The following is a 15874-nucleotide window of genomic DNA, read 5'->3' as shown; positions in this document are numbered from 1 at the left end:
CCATGTCTACTACAAAACGCGCAATTCGTAATATCGCCATTATCGCCCACGTTGACCACGGCAAAACCACGCTGGTGGATCAGCTGCTGCGCCAGTCCGGCACCTTCCGTGAAAACCAAGCGGTCGACACCCGAGTCATGGACTCGAACGACCTGGAAAAGGAGCGCGGCATTACGATTCTGTCGAAGAACTGCGCTGTTGAGTACGAAGGCACCCACATCAATATCGTCGACACCCCAGGCCACGCCGACTTCGGCGGCGAAGTGGAACGCGTGCTGTCGATGGTTGACTCGGTTTTGCTGCTGATCGATGCACAAGAAGGCCCGATGCCACAAACCCGTTTCGTCACGCGCAAAGCGCTGGCACTGGGTCTGAAGCCTATCGTCATCGTCAACAAGATCGACCGTCCGGGCGCACGTCCTGACTGGGCGATTAACCAGACGTTCGAACTGTTCGACAAACTGGGCGCAACCGACGAGCAACTCGATTTCCCTATCATCTACGCTTCGGGCCTGAACGGCTATGCCGGCCTGACCGAAGATGTGCGCAGCGGCGACATGAAGCCGATGTTCGACGCCATCCTGGAACACGTGCCAGTGCGCGATGACAATCCGGAAGGCCCGCTGCAGATGCAGATCACCTCGCTCGACTACTCGTCGTACGTGGGCAAGATCGGCATTGGCCGCGTCAATCGCGGTACCGTCAAGGTTGGCCAGGACGTGCTGGTCATCAATGGCCCGGGCGCCACGCCAGTCAAAGGCCGCATCAACCAGGTGCTGAACTTCAAGGGCCTGGAGCGCGTGCTGGTAGACGAAGCCGTTGCCGGCGACATCTGCCTGATCAACGGTATCGACGAAATCGGCATCGGTTCGACCCTGTGCGCACCGGATACCCCGGACCCGCTGCCGATGCTGACCGTCGACGAGCCGACCCTGACCATGAACTTCATGGTCAACAACTCGCCACTGGCTGGCCGCGAAGGCAAGTTTGTTACCAGCCGTCAGCTGCGCGACCGTCTGGACCGCGAACTGAAAGCCAACGTTGCGCTGCGCGTTTCGCCTACCGACGACGACACGATCTTCGAAGTATCGGGCCGCGGCGAGCTGCACCTGACCATCCTGATCGAAAACATGCGTCGCGAAGGCTTCGAGCTGGCTGTGTCGCGTCCACGCGTGGTCTTCAAAATGGTCGATGGCGTGCGCCACGAGCCGTTTGAAAACCTGTCGGTTGACGTTGAAGAAGCCAACCAGGGCGGCGTGATGGAAGAACTGGGCCGTCGTCGTGGCGACCTGCAAAACATGGAATCGGATGGCAAGGGCCGTGTGCGTCTCGAGTATCTGATCCCGGCACGTGGCCTGATCGGCTTCCAGGGCGAATTCATGACCCTGACCCGCGGCACCGGCCTGATGAGCCATGTATTCCACGAATACGCACCAGTCGACAACACCCGTGGCGAAATGGCTGGCCGTCGCAACGGCGTGCTGATCTCGCAGGACGACGGCGCCGCTGTTGCCTACGCTATCTGGAAACTGCAAGACCGCGGCCGCATGTTCGTGTCGCACAACGATCCAGTGTACGAAGGCATGGTCATCGGCATCCACTCGCGCGACAACGACCTGGTCGTCAACCCGATCAAGGGCAAGCAGCTGACCAACGTGCGTTCCTCGGGTACCGATGAAGCGGTACGCCTGGTACCACCAATTCAGATGTCGCTGGAATACGCAGTTGAATTCATCGAGGACGACGAACTGGTCGAAATCACGCCAAAATCGATCCGCCTGCGCAAGCGCTTCCTGAAAGAGCACGAGCGTAAAAAAGCGTCGCGTGACGCGTAATATGTAGTGCAAGCATGGCCTCTCGGCCATGCTGCTTCCAGACCCGTTGCGCCGCATGACACTAACCGGTGATGCGCGCAGCGGGTTTGTCGTTTCCAGACCTGTTTTTCATAGCCGCCATGACTTCCTCTTCCTTGCCTTCCCGCCGCCTTTCCGTTGCCCCGATGATGGACTGGACCGACCGCCATTGCCGCAAGTTCCACCGCGAAATCACGCGCCATACCTGGCTGTACACGGAAATGGTCACCACCGGCGCGCTGGTGTATGGCGATGTGGAGCGCCACTTGCGCTTCAACGAGGAAGAACACCCGGTCGCGCTGCAGCTCGGTGGCAGCGATCCGAAGGACCTGGCCACCAGCGCCAAGCTGGGGCAGCAGTGGGGCTATGACGAGATCAATCTGAACTGCGGTTGCCCGTCCGAGCGCGTGCAAAAGGGCGCGTTCGGCGCCTGCCTGATGGCCGAGCCGCAACTGGTGGCCGATTGCGTGAAAGCCATGCGCGACGTGGTCGATATCGACGTTACCGTCAAGCACCGCATCGGCATCGACGACAGCGAGTCATACGACTTCGTGTGCGATTTTGTTGGTACGGTGGCCGAGGCCGGCTGCAAGACGTTTATCGTGCATGCGCGCAATGCCATCCTGAAGGGCCTGAGCCCGAAGGAAAACCGCGAAGTGCCGCCGCTGAAGTATGAGTACGCCTACCAGCTCAAGCGCGATTTTCCGCAATTCGAATTCATTATCAATGGCGGCATCAAGACGCTGGACGAAATCGACCTGCACCTGCAGCACTTGGACGGCGTGATGCTGGGCCGCGAGGCGTATCACAATCCGTATGTAATGGCGCAGTTCGACCAGCGCTATTATGGTGACGCGTCCGAAGTCAAAACACGCGAACAGGTGCTTGAAGCCATGATCCCCTATATCAGCGCGCAGCTGGCAAAAGAAGAGCGCCTGAAGCTCAACAGCATCACGCGTCATATGCTGGGTTTGATGCAGAACCTGCCCGGCGCACGCGGTTTCCGCCAGACTTTATCGGACTCCAAAAAACTGGCCTCCGGCGACCCACGCCTGCTGCTTGAAGCGGCTGCGCGCCTGTCTTCCACTACGCTGGCCTGATCGCCAGATTGACCTTCTGACGGCGATCTTGTCTATACAGCAAGACCTGTCGCCTGCCTTCCAGCCTTCCTTCCGCCTGCCATTTTTTGGTGAAAAAACGTGTCATTGCATGCCATTGCATCTTGACAATGTGCTGTTTTGGCACACCCATGCACAGTCGTGGGGCATTTCCACGGTGCAAGAAACGGCGTTGTTGTCATTTCCCCGAAGAAAGTTAATCTGCGCATTAGATGGGCAGTTATTGCTTGCTTTGAGGCAAAATTTACACCTATAATTGATTATAGACAAATATTTCTCATATGAATTTTATATGTCGCGATGGAATTAATCGTAAGTAAAATGCAATATGAGAGGCAAATTTGCATGCGCAGTCACTGTGTTCAAACAGCGCTGCCAGGGGCAGGAACCACACCGTGTTGCGCGCAACCGGTAACGCTGAGGCGCTGACCAGGCCCTTGGCGAATATTGGCGTTGCGCAGCGTTCGTCTTGTCGTGCCGGGCAAAATTCTTATCAATAGTTTCATTTACGAAGAGCCGAAATGAATTTAGCAAAAATGAAGGTTGGTACACGCCTGGGCCTGGGGTTCGCCCTGGTACTGGTTCTGCTGGTGGCTGTCACGATACTGGGCATTGCGCGCATGGCGCAGATCCAGGAACGTCTCGATCACGTCATCAATGTCAATAATGTGGTCACCCGTCTGGTGATCGATATGCGTGGCAATGTCAGCGACCGCATCACCTCGCTGCGCATCCTGACCCTGATGACGGATTCGGGCGACATGGAACCGGAAATGGCGCGCATCAAGGCGCAGACCGCGACCTACCAGGAAACGCAGAAAAAGCTGGAAGCCAAGTTCGCCGTTGAATCGACGGCCGAAGAAAAAACCTTGCTCGCTTCCATCAAGGAATATGAAGCGGCCGCCATGCCGGCGATTGGCAAGGCGTCGGCGCTGTGGATGGCCAACGATGCCGAAGCTGCAACGCGCGTGATGATCAAGGAAATCCGTCCGGTCCAGAAAAAATGGATCGATGCGCTGGAGCAGCTGGCCACCCTGGAAGACAAGCTCAACGAAGACATGCAAGCGGACGCCCGCAAGGCGTTCGACAGCGCACGCCTGTTCATGATCGTGCTCGGTGCGCTGGCCGTGGCCATCGGCATCGCGGCGGCACTGGTGATTACCCGTGGCCTGCTCAAGCAGCTTGGTGGCGAACCCGACTACACTGCCTCGATCGCCGGCAGCATCGCCAAGGGCGACCTGTCGATCGGCATCGACACGCAAGGCTCGGACAATACCAGCCTGCTGGCGGAAATGAAGGAAATGCGCAACAGCCTGGTTGGCATCGTTGGCCAGGTACGCGTTGGTACCGAAGCGATCGGTACTGCCTCGCGTGAAATTGCGGACGGCAATCTGGATCTGTCGTCGCGCACGGAAATGCAGGCCAGCGCACTGGAAAAAACTGCCTCGGCCATGGAAGAACTGACCTCGACCGTGAAGCAGAACGCCGACAATGCCCGCGAAGCCAACAAGCTGGCTGCAACGGCATCGGATGTGGCGATCAAGGGTGGCTCGGTGGTATCGCAAGTGGTTGACACCATGAGCTCGATCAACGAGTCGGCCAAGAAAATTGTCGACATCATCGGCGTGATTGATGGCATCGCCTTCCAGACCAATATCCTGGCCTTGAATGCGGCCGTGGAAGCGGCGCGTGCCGGCGAACAGGGCCGCGGCTTTGCCGTGGTGGCTTCGGAAGTGCGCAACCTGGCCCAGCGTTCCGCTGGCGCCGCCAAGGAAATCAAGATACTGATCGACGATTCGGCCGAGAAGACCGAGCGCGGTACGCGCCTGGTCGGCCAGGCCGGCGTGACGATGGGCGAAGTGGTCGACAGCGTACGCCGCGTAACCGACATCATGAGCGAGATCGCCAGCGCCAGTGCCGAGCAGAGCGCCGGCATCGAACAGGTCAACCTGTCGATCATCGAAATGGACGGCATGACGCAGCAAAATGCGGCGCTGGTCGAGCAATCGGCTGCTGCTGCGCAAAGCCTGCAGGATCAGGCGGCAGAGCTGTCGCATGTGGTCAGCATTTTCAAGCTGGTCGAGGGTGAAGAGCGCGTCACGGCCCCGGTGCCGGCGCCAGCGAAAGTGACCGCTTCCGCACCGGTGGTGGCACGCAAGCCGGCTGCGCCTTTGCGTCCGGTCAAGTCGCTGACACGCAAGACCGAAATGACGGCTCCTGCGGCACCCAAGGCCAGCAAGCGTGCCGCTGCCGCCAGCACCAGCAATGATGAGTGGGAAGAGTTTTAAATTGTAGCAAGCAGCATCCAGTAGCAGCAGTGCCATGGTGGCAGTAGAGTCCTGGGCTGCGCGGCCAATCGCGCAGCCAGTTTTACGAATTTGTCTAACGTTGTTGAAAAAGTTTAATTATGAACAAGCGTAGTGTTATCGCAGCTGTACTTCTCTCCGGCGTGAGCGCCACCGTCCTGGCCAGCGAAGTGCCAGCGACCTTCGATGCAAAAACCTGCAAGGCGGAATATCCGAAAGCCTCGCTCGTCAATGAAGAGCAGGGCGACGTGACGATGTCCTTCCTGGTCTCGGCCGACGGCAAGGTAGTCGACTCGAAAGTCGACAAAAGCAGTGGCTTCAAGAATCTGGACAAAGCCGCCGTCAAGGCCATTACTGCCTGCAAGTTCAAGCCAGGCACCAAGGATGGCAGCGTGGCCCAGACCTGGACCAAGGTCGATTATTCCTGGAAGCTGTAATCACTCTGTTTGATTTTATTGGGGAAGCAAATGTCTAAAAGTATGCGTCATATCGGTGTTGCAGCAGCATTGCTGTTTTCTGTCTTGTCCGCCAGCTTTGCGGCAGAGGTGCCCGCATCCTTCGATGCCAAGAGCTGCAAGGTCGATTATCCGAAAGCATCGCTGCTGAACGAGGAGCAGGGCACAGTATCGATGTCTTTCCTGGTCAACGCCGACGGTAGTGTTGCTGACTCAAAAGTCGAGAAAAGCAGCGGCTTCAAGAACCTGGACAAGGCGGCCATCAAGGGATTGTCCGCGTGCAAGTTCAAGCCTGGCACCAAGGATGGCGCTGCAGCGCAGACCTGGACCAAGGTCGATTACGCCTGGAAGCTGGACTGATCGCCGCCGGCCCGCTTGCCGCTGGCCGCATCGATGTTTGCTGCCCCTGACGGGCGGTGCCGGAATTGCGGTACCGCCCGTTGTCATGTGCGCCACGCCACGGCGCACCGTATCTGTTACGCTCGGCACTACACTGCCGTGTTTCTTTCATGCCCAGAGGCCATCATGCATTCCATCTTGAAACTATCCCTTGTCGCCGCCACTGTTGTTTCCCTGTCGGCCTGCGCCGGTTTCAGCACCCCGCCCGGACTGGAATCTGGCCAGACGGTGGCGCTGGTCAATAGCCTGAGCTGGGTCAATCCCATGAGCGGCAAACGCGATGGCGTGCGTACCAGCTGGCCCATCAAGCATGGCAAGGTGGCCGCCGAGTATTTTCCGCTGGCGCAGCTCAAGCGCTGCGATGCGCAGGACAAGCAGTGCGCCTGGGGCGTCATGCTGGCCCAGCGCAGCGCACCGTCGTTCGCGTATGCCGACGGTGGCGTCAACATGACCTTTGCGCTGGCGATCGACGTGGCGCGGCGCCAGGAAGCTCGCCAGAGTGAAGTACAGACGGCGATGGCGATCCCGAAAGACGTCGCGGCGCTGGCCGGCAAGCAGCAAGTACAACACACGATCGGTTTGAAGTATGGCAAGGTGGAGCAGATCGAACTCGATTTTGGCGTGCGCTACCAGGTGTGTGCGCAGCGCCACGATGCGTCCGGCAAGGCAATCGACAAGTGCGACATTCCGTTCATCTGAGGCCGCTGGCACGCGCTCATGTTGCACTCTGCATCGGCGTGTAACATTCGGTAAATCCGCAGCAGGGGGGCGCTTTATTTCTTACACTACCAGCTTGGAAAAGGAGTGTGCGATGAAAACCTTGTTGGCAGTAATCTCAATGGCCGCCCTCGGTGGTTGCGCGGTGGCGCCCCCTGGCCCGGCCTACTATGGCACGCGTGCGCCGCAGGCGGCCTACAATCCCTATGAGTGGCATACGGTCTCGTCCGAGCCGGTGCAGTCGTCGCGTGTGGTCAGTGAACCGCGAGTGGAATATACGAGTGAGCCGGTGTACGTACAGCAGCAGCCTGTGTATGTGCAGCAACCTGTCTATGTGCCGGCGCCAGTGTATGCGCCGCAGCCTTACTATTACAATCCGCCGGTATCGATCGGGCTCGACTTCATGTTCGGTTTTGGCCGTTCAGGCTACCGTGGTCCGCGTGGCGGATGGGGTGGCTATGGCCGCTATCACGGCGGCCGCCGCTGGTAAGGCCGGGAAGGGCGCCAGGCCTCTTAATGGAAGTAGACAGAGGCTTGGTGCAACACGTCCGCCGAGCACAGGATGTACATCGCCGCGCCAGCCAGACTGATTTGGAAGGCACCAAAGCTGAAGGGGATAAGGCGGGACATGATGGACTCCTGAGGGTGGCGGTTGAGCGCTTCAGCGCTGACGGTATGACTCCATCATAGTTTTATTTAATTCCTACAGGCATCAGATGAATGTCCGTCACCATGTAGGACAAATGCTCGCAAACCCAGCTATAGCTTGCTGAAAGCCCATTTCAGCGATTTTTCCAGCGCACCACCGGCTCTTCCGGCGCCGTATCCGACAGGTCCGATACGGCCAGCCACTGCGTCAGCCGTTCCGGGTGCTTCAGGTTGATACCCATGCCATCAATAACGCCGACCTGCTCCAGGAAACGCGCATCGAACTTTCCTTTTGACACAGTCGGTGCACCCATCACCATGCGGTCATACGCTTTGCGCGCCTTGTTTTCCCATTTGTGCAGGTTGCTTTCATCGAAACGGTTCGATTCGAAATAAACGGTCAGCGTGCCATCGTGATTGCCGAAGCCGACGATGCCGGCCCCCTTGCGAAAAGTGGTGCTGTTGTTGATGTCAAACTCTTCCGTCGGCACGAAGACGCCGGCGCGGCCATCGATATCAGGCCTGCCCACGGGGGTGTCCTTGCCGTAGGAACTCGTTTCAGTAATCGGTTTTTCTTCAGCCATGGTCGTTGCTGATGGCGATCGCCATCGTGATATAAAAAATTGGGTGATCAGGGTGCTGTGGCGGCACTAGCCTGACAATGCACACTTGGCATTGTTTGACATAAGTAAAGTATTGTAGCCTTAATCTAATTCTATGGGGAAACAAGGACAGGCTTTGATGTGACCCTATCATGAAAAAAGCCACCGGGCATTGCTGCCGGGTGGCTCGTTGAACGGACTGATCGATTCAACACGCGGTACGGTCGCCGCACCAAAAGCGCTGACGGTCTGGCTGAAGCTTTGCCAGGTTGGCGTGATGATTTGCGAAATCGAGGTCAGGCGGTAGGTGTTCAATTCCAGGTATTGCACGCCCGTCGCAGCGGTTGGCATGAAACCGCTCTCGACGCCCTGCGTCGCGCCCTTTTGCATTTCAAACGCAGAGTTGCCGCTGGCCGGCGATGTCCAGCCGGTCACTGCACTCACGGCTGCTCATGGCGAGGTGATGGCCAGGTGATGGCATTGCCTTCGAAACTGCCATTGACCACCAGTTCGGGTGTCGCCGCACTGGCGGCGCCGGCCGGCAGCAGGCTGGCCAGGACGGTGATGTTGAACATGGTGGCAGGCAGTTTGGAAACATTCGTCAGACCGTCGCATCGATAGCAGGGTTGCCGTGCTGGCGATCAAGCAACTTTCCCTGGCCCAGGCTGCCTTGCGTGCGGTCGCCAAACCGCGCTTCTTGTATACTGCCGTTTTTGCAGAAGCCAGAAAATACACCGACATGAGCCAAACAATTGAAAACCAGTCCCCGGAACGCCGCCAGCATGGCGACATGACGGCACCGCCGCGCAAGCTCAATTTGCTGGTAGTGGACGACAACCAGGAAGTCGGCGAATCGCTGGCCATGCTGCTCGAAACGTTTGGCCATAACGTGGTGGTGGTGCGCAACTGGCAAATGGCGGTCGAGCAAGTCAAGCAGTGCGTGCCCGACGCCGTCTACCTTGACATCGAAATGCCCGGCATCAGCGGCATCGAAATTGGCCGTCGCCTGCGCAACAATCCCGACACCGCCAACGCCGTGCTGGTCGCCGTCACCGGCCACAGCCTGCCGATGTATATGGACGATGCGCTGACGGTCGGCTTTCGCCATTTCCTGGTCAAGCCGGTACGCATGGAAGACCTGGCAACGACGGTGCAGTCGGTGCTGGCGGGCTGATGGTCTTCCTGCATGGATTCAGGTAACTTTGGCGAGCACCTGCCCGTTGTACAGAGTCACTTGTTGATGAGCGAGCGGCCGCAAACAATATCAGAACAAACCTGTTAACAGAACCGATATCGCATGGATGCCCCAGATTTGCCTGTCGCCCGCTTCGATCTGGGCGATTACATTTTGCGCAGAATCGAGGCCCGGGATATTGGCCAGATATTCGCCGGCCTGTCGCACCCGGACGTCATTGCTCATTATGGTGTGTCATACGACAGCCTGGATGCGACGACGGAGCAAATGCTCTGGTACGAGCAGCTTCTGGCAGAAGGCACGGGCATCTGGTGGGGCATTGCAAGGCGCGAGGACGATGCGCTGATCGGTGCATGCGGCCTGAACGATTGGCTGCCAGCCCATCGCCGCATAGACCTGGGCTACTGGCTGCTGCCCCAGTACTGGGGGCGAGGAATCATGCGAACGGCACTACCGCCGATACTGCAGCATGCATTCATGCGCATGAACATCCATCGCGTGCATGCCGACGTGGAGCCCGACAATCTGGCCAGTGCCAATTTGCTGCGCACACTGGGATTCGTCCACGAAGGAACACTGCGCGACGTCGAGTGCAAGAATGGCGGCCATGTCAGCCTCCACCAGTTCAGCCTGCTTGCAACGGACCCGGCTGCCATGAACCTCGGAAAAAATATGGCGGCGAAGTACCGATAGTGTCCGGGTTCGCGTGACCAGCAAAATCATAAGCGTCAACGTTGCCCTGACCGAACTTGGCCGTGATGGCGGTAGGCAGGTCAGCCTTTTACGCGGCAGCGTGCTGGCGAGTCGGTAGCATGCAAAGCAAGCATTCATCTGGAAGGCAGAATTCGGCGCCAGCCATCAAGCGCATCAATTCAGCGTCGGGCAATTTGCTGCCCACCGCCTACGAACGGGAAATGGCAGCACTTGAACCTATCGCTGTGTCCGAAATTACCTGATCACCACAATGACTACGAGTGTAGTCAAATCTCATTACAGATGAGTTTTTCAAACGAAATAACTACGATCGTAGTTATTTTGTTGTGCGCGACCTGTTTTTCATGGATTATGCTCACGAGCGTGCTCATTTTCTTGCCCCTTTCTGGTGTATCGTCATAATCGCTACGAGCGTAGTCAAAAACCCATTTGAAAGGCTTATTGTGAAGCATCCCATTCACTCAACCGAAGACCTCGGGCTGGCTATTCGTGCGGTGCGCAAAAGCTCTCAGGTTCGGCAAGATGACCTGGCCGGAGCGGTTGGTGTCAGCCGCCGCTTCACTGCTGAGGTGGAACGGGGGAAGCCCACCGTACAGTTTGGCCGGGTTCTTCGCTTGCTTGAGGAACTGGGCATTACCGTGAGCGTCGACATTCCGGACGACGCATCGCGCGTGCTGGCTATTCTCAAATCTCGACAGCCCAGCACTCGCCTCAAGAAAAATGCGGGCGAGCCGGCCGGCGCCGAAGAGTCGAAGAAGAGTGATGCATGAGTAGCCTCAACGTCTATATCGACACCGTATTGGTAGGTGTTCTGCGTGAACAGGAAGACCTCTGGCAATTCGAATATGACGCAAAGTGGATAACGGCGACGCAGGGGTATGACCTGGCTCCTGGCCTGTCACGCGCCCAAGGCAAACACATCGACGGCAGTACGACGCGCCCCGTGCAGTGGTATTTCGATAATTTGCTTCCGGAAGAAATGCTGCGGCAGGCAATCGAGAAAGAAGCAGGGGTCAAAGGGGCAGATGCATTTGCACTCCTCGAGTACCTCGGTGCGGAGTCCGCAGGCTCCCTGACGTTACTCCCACCGGACACACTCCCGGGCGGCAAGCCCAGCATTCGCGAACTGTCGGACCAAACGCTTAGCCAGCGCATCGCTGACCTGCCAATTAGGACGTTGGCCGCGAGGGCACCCAAACGGATGTCTCTTGCCGGTGCGCAGCACAAGCTGCTCGTGGTATATCAGGATGGCAGGCTGTACGAACCTGAAGGCGCCACGGCTTCGACGCATATCCTGAAGCCAAACCATCCAGACAAGCGTGCATATCCTGCGTCAGTCTCTAACGAGTATCTGGCCATGCGTTTGGCACGCGCAGCGGGACTACCAACGCCCAATGTCCATATGCGCTACGTGCCCCAGCCGGTTTATATCGTTAACCGGTTTGACCGGGTGGTTGCGCAGTTAGGGAGTGAGGCGAACGGGCTTCCTCAAATTGACGTCAAACGCTTGCACATCATCGACGCCTGCCAGTTGTTGAACCGTTCTCGGGTGTTCAAGTACAACGGCGCTTCACTGGAGGCACTAAACGAAATCATCAACAAGACAACCAACAAACTGCAAACCAGGACCCGGTTGTTTCGCTGGCTTGTTTTTAACGTCCTGGTGGCAAACGACGACTGCCATCTCAAAAACCTGTCTTTTTTCGTGGCAGCGGACGGCGTCAGGCTGACTGAGCACTACGACCTTTTGAGCACGGGAGCTTATTACACGAAGGCTATCGCACAAGATAATGCGAGCTGGCCGAACGTGCGCATGGCCATTGCGCTACCAGGTGCAGACTCGTTTGGGAGCGTGACCAAAGAGAGCATCCTGGCCGCCGGCGAAGAGTTGGGTGTGCCGCGTCCGGCCGCACAACGAATTCTGGCTGAGGTGGTTAGCCGGGTACCGTCCGCATTGAAGAAAGAGCGTGACGCGCTGGAAAAGCGCCACGCTGCACTCGCTGCCGAGGCCAAGTTGTTTGCGGGAATGGAAGTGCGTCTCCTGAGTGTGCTGGAAAATATCATTGTCAAGGACATGCTAGCCAATCTTGCGCGCTAATCCTGCTATATCGGAGAGCAGGAGTTCAAGAGCGATAACATGGGATTCGATGGCGGCGGTTATGAGGAAAACTGTTGTGGCAGGTATCTCAGAAGCGCGCCAGCTGAAGCGGGGCTCAGAAGAAAAGAAGCTTTTGGGGCTTTAGATGGTGCAGGGTGGGCGTTGGAAAATCAGAAATACCGTTGGGAAATACAAAAAAGGGTCACAAGCCGAAGCATGTAACCCTTTGATTTTCCTGCATATTCTGTGGGGTGGCTGATGGGGCTCGAACCCACGACAACAGGAATCACAATCCTGGACTCTACCAACTGAGCTACAGCCACCACTGTCTTACTGCTAGTTCAGCGAGTGTTTTGCTGAACAGGTGCCGAATTATACAAAGAACTCGGCGAAGTGGCAAATCTAAATGCAGTCTTTTTTAATTTTTCGAAAGATTGCCTGAGAACGCCTGGTTTCGTCTAGACGGCGATGTGTTGCACAGGCGGATGCAGGTCCAGCAAACCGGCAAACGCTGTCGTCAATGCCTCGACCCCGGCGGTGGTGTAGCCGTGCAGTTGCGGCGCCTGGTTCAGGTCGCGGCGCAGGCTGGCTGCGTCGAGCAGGCGGGTCAGCTGGCGCGCCACGGCGTCACCGGTATCGATCAGGGCTACCTGCTGCTGGGTATGCGCGCGCACCGTGCGGGTGATGGCGTCTTGCACGAAGGGGTAGTGGGTGCAGCCGAGCACCAGGGTGTCGACCCCTTGCGCCAGCAGCGGGGCGATATAGCGTTCCAGCATGGTACTGGTGGCGTCGCCCGGCTCATTGCCCATCGCACATTGCTCGATGCGTTCGACCAGGCCTATGCAGGGCTGCAAAATGAAGGTCGCGCCGGTGGCGGTGCTGACCTGTTCGCGCAGGGCCAGCAGTTTTTCGCCGCGCAAGGTGCGCTCGGTGGCCAGCACGCCGATCTTGCCGTTGTGGCTGGCGGCGGCCGCCGGTTTCAGGCCAGGCTCGACGCCGACGATCGGCAGCTCGGGGTAGCGCGCGCGCAGCGCCTTGATGGCGGCGATGGTGGCCGTGTTGCAGGCCACCACCAGCGCCTTGATGCCTTGCTGCACCAGCCAGGCGGCCACGGCCAGCGAGCGGTCGATCACCTGCTGCTCGGTCTTGTCGCCATACGGCGCGTAGCCGGAATCGGCCACGTAGATCAGGTCTTCGTGCGGCAGTTGCGCGCGGATATGGCGCAGCACCGACAGGCCGCCGACGCCGGAGTCGAACACGCCGATTGGGGATATTCCACTGGCTATATTTAATGCCGGGGTCAGACCCGACGGGTCTGACCCCAGATTTGCGCTATTACTTAAGGTAAAAGTCATATAAAAGCCGATGGAAATGAAAACGCCGCGCTGGCAATATGCCGCGCGGCGTTCATGGTAGTGCCTGTTTAAGCAACCGTCACAGGAATCTTGCTGACGCTATTCATCTGCTCGATCTTGGCCTGCCATTCCTTCGGCCCGGTGTTGTGCACCGAGGTGCCTTTCGAGTCCACTGCTACCGTCACCGGCATGTCGACCACGTCGAACTCGTAGATCGCTTCCATGCCCATGTCGGCAAAGCCCAGCACTTTCGCGCCCTTGATGGCTTTCGACACCAGGTAGGCCGAACCGCCGACGGCCATCAGGTAGGCCGACTGGTGTTTCTGGATAGCTTCGATGGCGGCCGGGCCGCGCTCGGCCTTGCCGATCATGGCGATCAGGCCGGTTTTTTCCAGCATCATGTCGGTGAATTTGTCCATGCGGGTGGCGGTCGTCGGGCCAGCCGGGCCAACCACTTCGTCGCGCACCGGATCGACCGGGCCGACGTAGTAGATAACGCGGTTCTTGAAGTCCACCGGCAACTCTTCGCCCTTGGCCAGCATGTCCTGGATGCGCTTGTGCGCGGCGTCGCGGCCGGTCAGCATCTTGCCGTTCAGCAGCAAGGTCTGGCCTGGTGTCCACGAAGCGACTTCTTCCTTGCTCAAAGTGTTCAGGTCGACGCGTTTCGATTTTTCCGTGTCCGGCGCCCACGATACGTCAGGCCAGGTCGACATTGGCGGCGGCGTCATGTAGGCCGGGCCGGAGCCGTCCAGCACGAAGTGGCCGTGGCGGGTGGCGGCGCAGTTCGGGATCATGGCGACTGGCTTCGAGGCGGCGTGCGTCGGGTGCATCATGATCTTCACGTCCAGCACGGTGGTCAATCCACCCAGGCCTTGCGCGCCGATGCCCAGCGAGTTGATCTTGTCGCACAGTTCGATGCGCAGTTCTTCCAGCTTGTTTTGCGGGCCGCGCTGTTTCAGTTCGAACATGTCGATGTCTTCCATCAACACTTCCTTGGCCATCAGCATGGCTTTTTCCGCCGTGCCGCCAATGCCGATGCCCAGCATGCCCGGCGGGCACCAGCCGGCGCCCATGGTCGGCACCGTCTTCATGACCCAGTCCACCAGCGAGTCGGACGGGTTCATCATGATCATCTTCGACTTGTTTTCCGAGCCGCCACCCTTGGCCGCCACTTTCACGTCGACGGTATTGCCTTCGACCAGCTCCATGTGCACCACGGCTGGCGTGTTGTCCTTGGTGTTCTTGCGGTCAAAATGCGGGTCGGCCACGATCGAGGCGCGCAGCTTGTTGTCGTCGAAGTTGTACGCGCGGCGCACGCCTTCGTTGACGGCGTCGGTGACGGTGCCGCTGAAACCTTCAAAGCGCACGCCCATGCCGATTTTCAGGAAGACGTTGACGATACCCGTGTCCTGGCAGATCGGACGCTTGCCTTCCGCGCACATGCGCGAATTGGTCAGGATTTGCGCGATCGCATCTTTTGCGGCCGGGCTTTGCTCGGCCTCGTAGGCGCGCGCCAGGTGCTCGATGTAATCGGCAGGGTGGTAGTAGCTAATGTACTGCAACGCTGCGGCGACGGATTCGATCAGGTCTTCTTGCTTTATGACAGTCATGGTGTTCTCGCGGTTGGAAGAGGAAAGCTTAGTGGGTTTTTGAATCGTTGTGGGTCATCGTCGTCAGGCGGTCGGTGTAGGCGATGGCCATGGCCGAGAGCAGGAACGCGATGTGGATCGTCGTTTGCGCCATCAGTACTTTTTCCGAATAGGCGTCGGCGTTGATGAAAGTCTTCAGCAGATGGATCGACGAGATGCCGATAATGGCCATGGCGAGCTTGGTCTTGAGCACCGACGCGTTCACGTGCGAGAGCCACTCCGGCTGGTCTGGATGCGTTTCCAGGTTCATGCGCGAGACGAAGGTTTCATAGCCGCCGATGATGACCATCACCAACAGGTTCGAGATCATGACCACGTCGATCAGGCCGAGCACAACCAGCATGATGGTGGTTTCATTGAGTTTTTCCGGCACCGCCGCACCCTTGACCGCGACCGCGGTGAAGATGTGCTGCAGCGCCGCCTCGTTGCCCAGGGCGGCGCCGATCAGATCTTTCAGTTCCACCCAGAAGTGGAACACATAGACGCACTGCGCCAGGATCAAGCCCAGATACAGTGGCAACTGTAGCCAGCGCGACATAAAGATAAACGCTGGCAAGGGACGCAGCTTCGGTTTAGGATCGGACATTCGGGCGGTACTCCTGAAATTGAGGCAGACTGGATAAAGGTTGCCGACATTTTACACGTGCCGCTGAGCTACCGCACCGGCATGTTGCGGCGCACCGTTGTAGAATTAGCTGTGGAAAGATTGACCAAATGGCACCATGCCAGCAGTCTGTAAGGGCTAAGTAAGCGACAAAGTTTATG

Annotated in this window: 17 protein-coding genes and 1 tRNA gene; 11 read left to right on the top strand and 7 right to left on the bottom strand. The window is 58.2% G+C overall.

All coding sequences use genetic code 11. The features are described 5' to 3' along the window. Positions 1–2: 2 nt before the first annotated feature. From typA to ACQ4WM_RS12115, 7 genes are all read left to right on the top strand, one after another. Positions 3–1835 (top strand): translational GTPase TypA, encoded by a 1833-nt coding sequence (gene typA / locus ACQ4WM_RS12145; protein ID WP_436546922.1) that lies wholly within the window; start codon positions 3–5, stop codon positions 1833–1835. 119 nt (positions 1836–1954) lie between these two features. Beyond that, positions 1955–2953 (top strand): tRNA dihydrouridine(20/20a) synthase DusA, encoded by a 999-nt coding sequence (dusA, locus tag ACQ4WM_RS12140; protein WP_436546921.1) that lies wholly within the window; start codon positions 1955–1957, stop codon positions 2951–2953. A gap of 554 nt (positions 2954–3507) precedes the next feature. Continuing rightward, positions 3508–5259 carry a methyl-accepting chemotaxis protein gene (locus ACQ4WM_RS12135; RefSeq protein ID WP_436547039.1) on the top strand — a complete coding sequence of 584 codons (1752 nt, stop codon included), beginning with the start codon at positions 3508–3510 and terminating at the stop codon, positions 5257–5259. A 119-nt stretch (positions 5260–5378) separates the two neighbouring features. After that, the gene (locus tag ACQ4WM_RS12130) at positions 5379–5714 is read left to right on the top strand and encodes an energy transducer TonB (RefSeq protein WP_436546920.1); all 336 of its coding nucleotides are present in this window, start codon (positions 5379–5381) and stop codon (positions 5712–5714) included. 42 nt (positions 5715–5756) lie between these two features. Beyond that, positions 5757–6092 (top strand): energy transducer TonB, encoded by a 336-nt coding sequence (locus ACQ4WM_RS12125; RefSeq protein ID WP_436547038.1) that lies wholly within the window; start codon positions 5757–5759, stop codon positions 6090–6092. A 177-nt stretch (positions 6093–6269) separates the two neighbouring features. After that, positions 6270–6830 carry a hypothetical protein gene (locus ACQ4WM_RS12120; RefSeq protein WP_436546919.1) on the top strand — a complete coding sequence of 187 codons (561 nt, stop codon included), beginning with the start codon at positions 6270–6272 and terminating at the stop codon, positions 6828–6830. 112 nt (positions 6831–6942) lie between these two features. Beyond that, on the top strand, positions 6943–7338 hold the full coding sequence (locus ACQ4WM_RS12115) for a hypothetical protein (RefSeq protein WP_436546918.1): 396 nt from the start codon (positions 6943–6945) through the stop codon (positions 7336–7338). 292 nt (positions 7339–7630) lie between these two features. Here the strand turns inward: ACQ4WM_RS12115 and ACQ4WM_RS12110 are convergent, their stop codons facing one another. The 3 genes from ACQ4WM_RS12110 to ACQ4WM_RS12100 form a co-directional block, all read right to left on the bottom strand. Next, on the bottom strand, positions 7631–8080 hold the full coding sequence (locus ACQ4WM_RS12110; RefSeq protein WP_436546917.1) for a hypothetical protein: 450 nt from the start codon (positions 8078–8080) through the stop codon (positions 7631–7633). 168 nt (positions 8081–8248) lie between these two features. Continuing rightward, positions 8249–8542 carry a hypothetical protein gene (locus tag ACQ4WM_RS12105; RefSeq protein ID WP_436546916.1) on the bottom strand — a complete coding sequence of 98 codons (294 nt, stop codon included), beginning with the start codon at positions 8540–8542 and terminating at the stop codon, positions 8249–8251. After that, positions 8539–8673: a hypothetical protein gene (locus tag ACQ4WM_RS12100; protein WP_436546915.1), complete on the bottom strand. Its 135-nt coding sequence runs from the start codon at positions 8671–8673 to the stop codon at positions 8539–8541. The genes ACQ4WM_RS12105 and ACQ4WM_RS12100 overlap by 4 nt, the downstream gene beginning before the upstream one ends. A 164-nt stretch (positions 8674–8837) precedes the next feature. Between ACQ4WM_RS12100 and ACQ4WM_RS12095 the strand changes: the two genes are divergently transcribed. The 4 genes from ACQ4WM_RS12095 to ACQ4WM_RS12080 all read left to right on the top strand — a co-directional run bounded on the left by ACQ4WM_RS12095 (position 8838) and on the right by ACQ4WM_RS12080 (position 12105). Further along, the gene (locus tag ACQ4WM_RS12095; protein ID WP_436546914.1) at positions 8838–9272 is read left to right on the top strand and encodes a response regulator; all 435 of its coding nucleotides are present in this window, start codon (positions 8838–8840) and stop codon (positions 9270–9272) included. A gap of 123 nt (positions 9273–9395) precedes the next feature. Continuing rightward, positions 9396–9986 carry a GNAT family N-acetyltransferase gene (locus ACQ4WM_RS12090; protein ID WP_436546913.1) on the top strand — a complete coding sequence of 197 codons (591 nt, stop codon included), beginning with the start codon at positions 9396–9398 and terminating at the stop codon, positions 9984–9986. Between the two features lie 365 nt (positions 9987–10351). Next, positions 10352–10777, top strand: a complete 426-nt coding sequence (locus ACQ4WM_RS12085) for a helix-turn-helix transcriptional regulator (protein ID WP_436546912.1) — start codon at positions 10352–10354, stop codon at positions 10775–10777. Beyond that, the gene (locus tag ACQ4WM_RS12080) at positions 10774–12105 is read left to right on the top strand and encodes a HipA domain-containing protein (RefSeq protein WP_436546911.1); all 1332 of its coding nucleotides are present in this window, start codon (positions 10774–10776) and stop codon (positions 12103–12105) included. Before ACQ4WM_RS12085 ends, ACQ4WM_RS12080 begins: the two co-directional genes overlap by 4 nt. Before the next feature lie 247 nt (positions 12106–12352). Here ACQ4WM_RS12080 and ACQ4WM_RS12075 read toward each other — a convergent pair. The 4 genes from ACQ4WM_RS12075 to ACQ4WM_RS12060 all read right to left on the bottom strand — a co-directional run bounded on the left by ACQ4WM_RS12075 (position 12353) and on the right by ACQ4WM_RS12060 (position 15695). Continuing rightward, positions 12353–12428, bottom strand: a tRNA-His gene (locus ACQ4WM_RS12075). 135 nt (positions 12429–12563) lie between these two features. Continuing rightward, complete coding sequence (murI, locus tag ACQ4WM_RS12070) at positions 12564–13364, bottom strand: glutamate racemase (RefSeq protein WP_436546910.1); 801 nt, start codon at positions 13362–13364, stop codon at positions 12564–12566. Positions 13365–13528: 164 nt separating this feature from the next. Further along, positions 13529–15070, bottom strand: a complete 1542-nt coding sequence (locus tag ACQ4WM_RS12065) for a fumarate hydratase (RefSeq protein ID WP_436546909.1) — start codon at positions 15068–15070, stop codon at positions 13529–13531. 28 nt (positions 15071–15098) lie between these two features. Next, positions 15099–15695 (bottom strand): TIGR00645 family protein, encoded by a 597-nt coding sequence (locus ACQ4WM_RS12060; RefSeq protein ID WP_436546908.1) that lies wholly within the window; start codon positions 15693–15695, stop codon positions 15099–15101. Positions 15696–15874 lie beyond the last annotated feature (179 nt).

Origin of the sequence: Janthinobacterium longum, assembly GCF_051380735.1 — a bacterium.
Classification (GTDB): Bacteria; Pseudomonadota; Gammaproteobacteria; order Burkholderiales; family Burkholderiaceae_D; genus Janthinobacterium.
Note: the sequence above shows the minus strand (reverse complement) of the source record. Positions and strands in the feature narration are given on the sequence as shown.

Coding starts and splice junctions, on each gene's coding strand:
- typA (WP_436546922.1), top strand. CDS start 3: ATGTCTACTACAAAACGCGCAATTCGTAATATCGCCATTATCGCCCAC.
- dusA (WP_436546921.1), top strand. CDS start 1,955: ATGACTTCCTCTTCCTTGCCTTCCCGCCGCCTTTCCGTTGCCCCGATG.
- ACQ4WM_RS12135 (WP_436547039.1), top strand. CDS start 3,508: ATGAAGGTTGGTACACGCCTGGGCCTGGGGTTCGCCCTGGTACTGGTT.
- ACQ4WM_RS12130 (WP_436546920.1), top strand. CDS start 5,379: ATGAACAAGCGTAGTGTTATCGCAGCTGTACTTCTCTCCGGCGTGAGC.
- ACQ4WM_RS12125 (WP_436547038.1), top strand. CDS start 5,757: ATGCGTCATATCGGTGTTGCAGCAGCATTGCTGTTTTCTGTCTTGTCC.
- ACQ4WM_RS12115 (WP_436546918.1), top strand. CDS start 6,943: ATGAAAACCTTGTTGGCAGTAATCTCAATGGCCGCCCTCGGTGGTTGC.
- ACQ4WM_RS12110 (WP_436546917.1), bottom strand. CDS start 8,080: ATGGCTGAAGAAAAACCGATTACTGAAACGAGTTCCTACGGCAAGGAC.
- ACQ4WM_RS12100 (WP_436546915.1), bottom strand. CDS start 8,673: ATGTTCAACATCACCGTCCTGGCCAGCCTGCTGCCGGCCGGCGCCGCC.
- ACQ4WM_RS12095 (WP_436546914.1), top strand. CDS start 8,838: ATGAGCCAAACAATTGAAAACCAGTCCCCGGAACGCCGCCAGCATGGC.
- ACQ4WM_RS12090 (WP_436546913.1), top strand. CDS start 9,396: ATGGATGCCCCAGATTTGCCTGTCGCCCGCTTCGATCTGGGCGATTAC.
- ACQ4WM_RS12085 (WP_436546912.1), top strand. CDS start 10,352: ATGGATTATGCTCACGAGCGTGCTCATTTTCTTGCCCCTTTCTGGTGT.
- ACQ4WM_RS12080 (WP_436546911.1), top strand. CDS start 10,774: ATGAGTAGCCTCAACGTCTATATCGACACCGTATTGGTAGGTGTTCTG.
- ACQ4WM_RS12065 (WP_436546909.1), bottom strand. CDS start 15,070: ATGACTGTCATAAAGCAAGAAGACCTGATCGAATCCGTCGCCGCAGCG.
- ACQ4WM_RS12060 (WP_436546908.1), bottom strand. CDS start 15,695: ATGTCCGATCCTAAACCGAAGCTGCGTCCCTTGCCAGCGTTTATCTTT.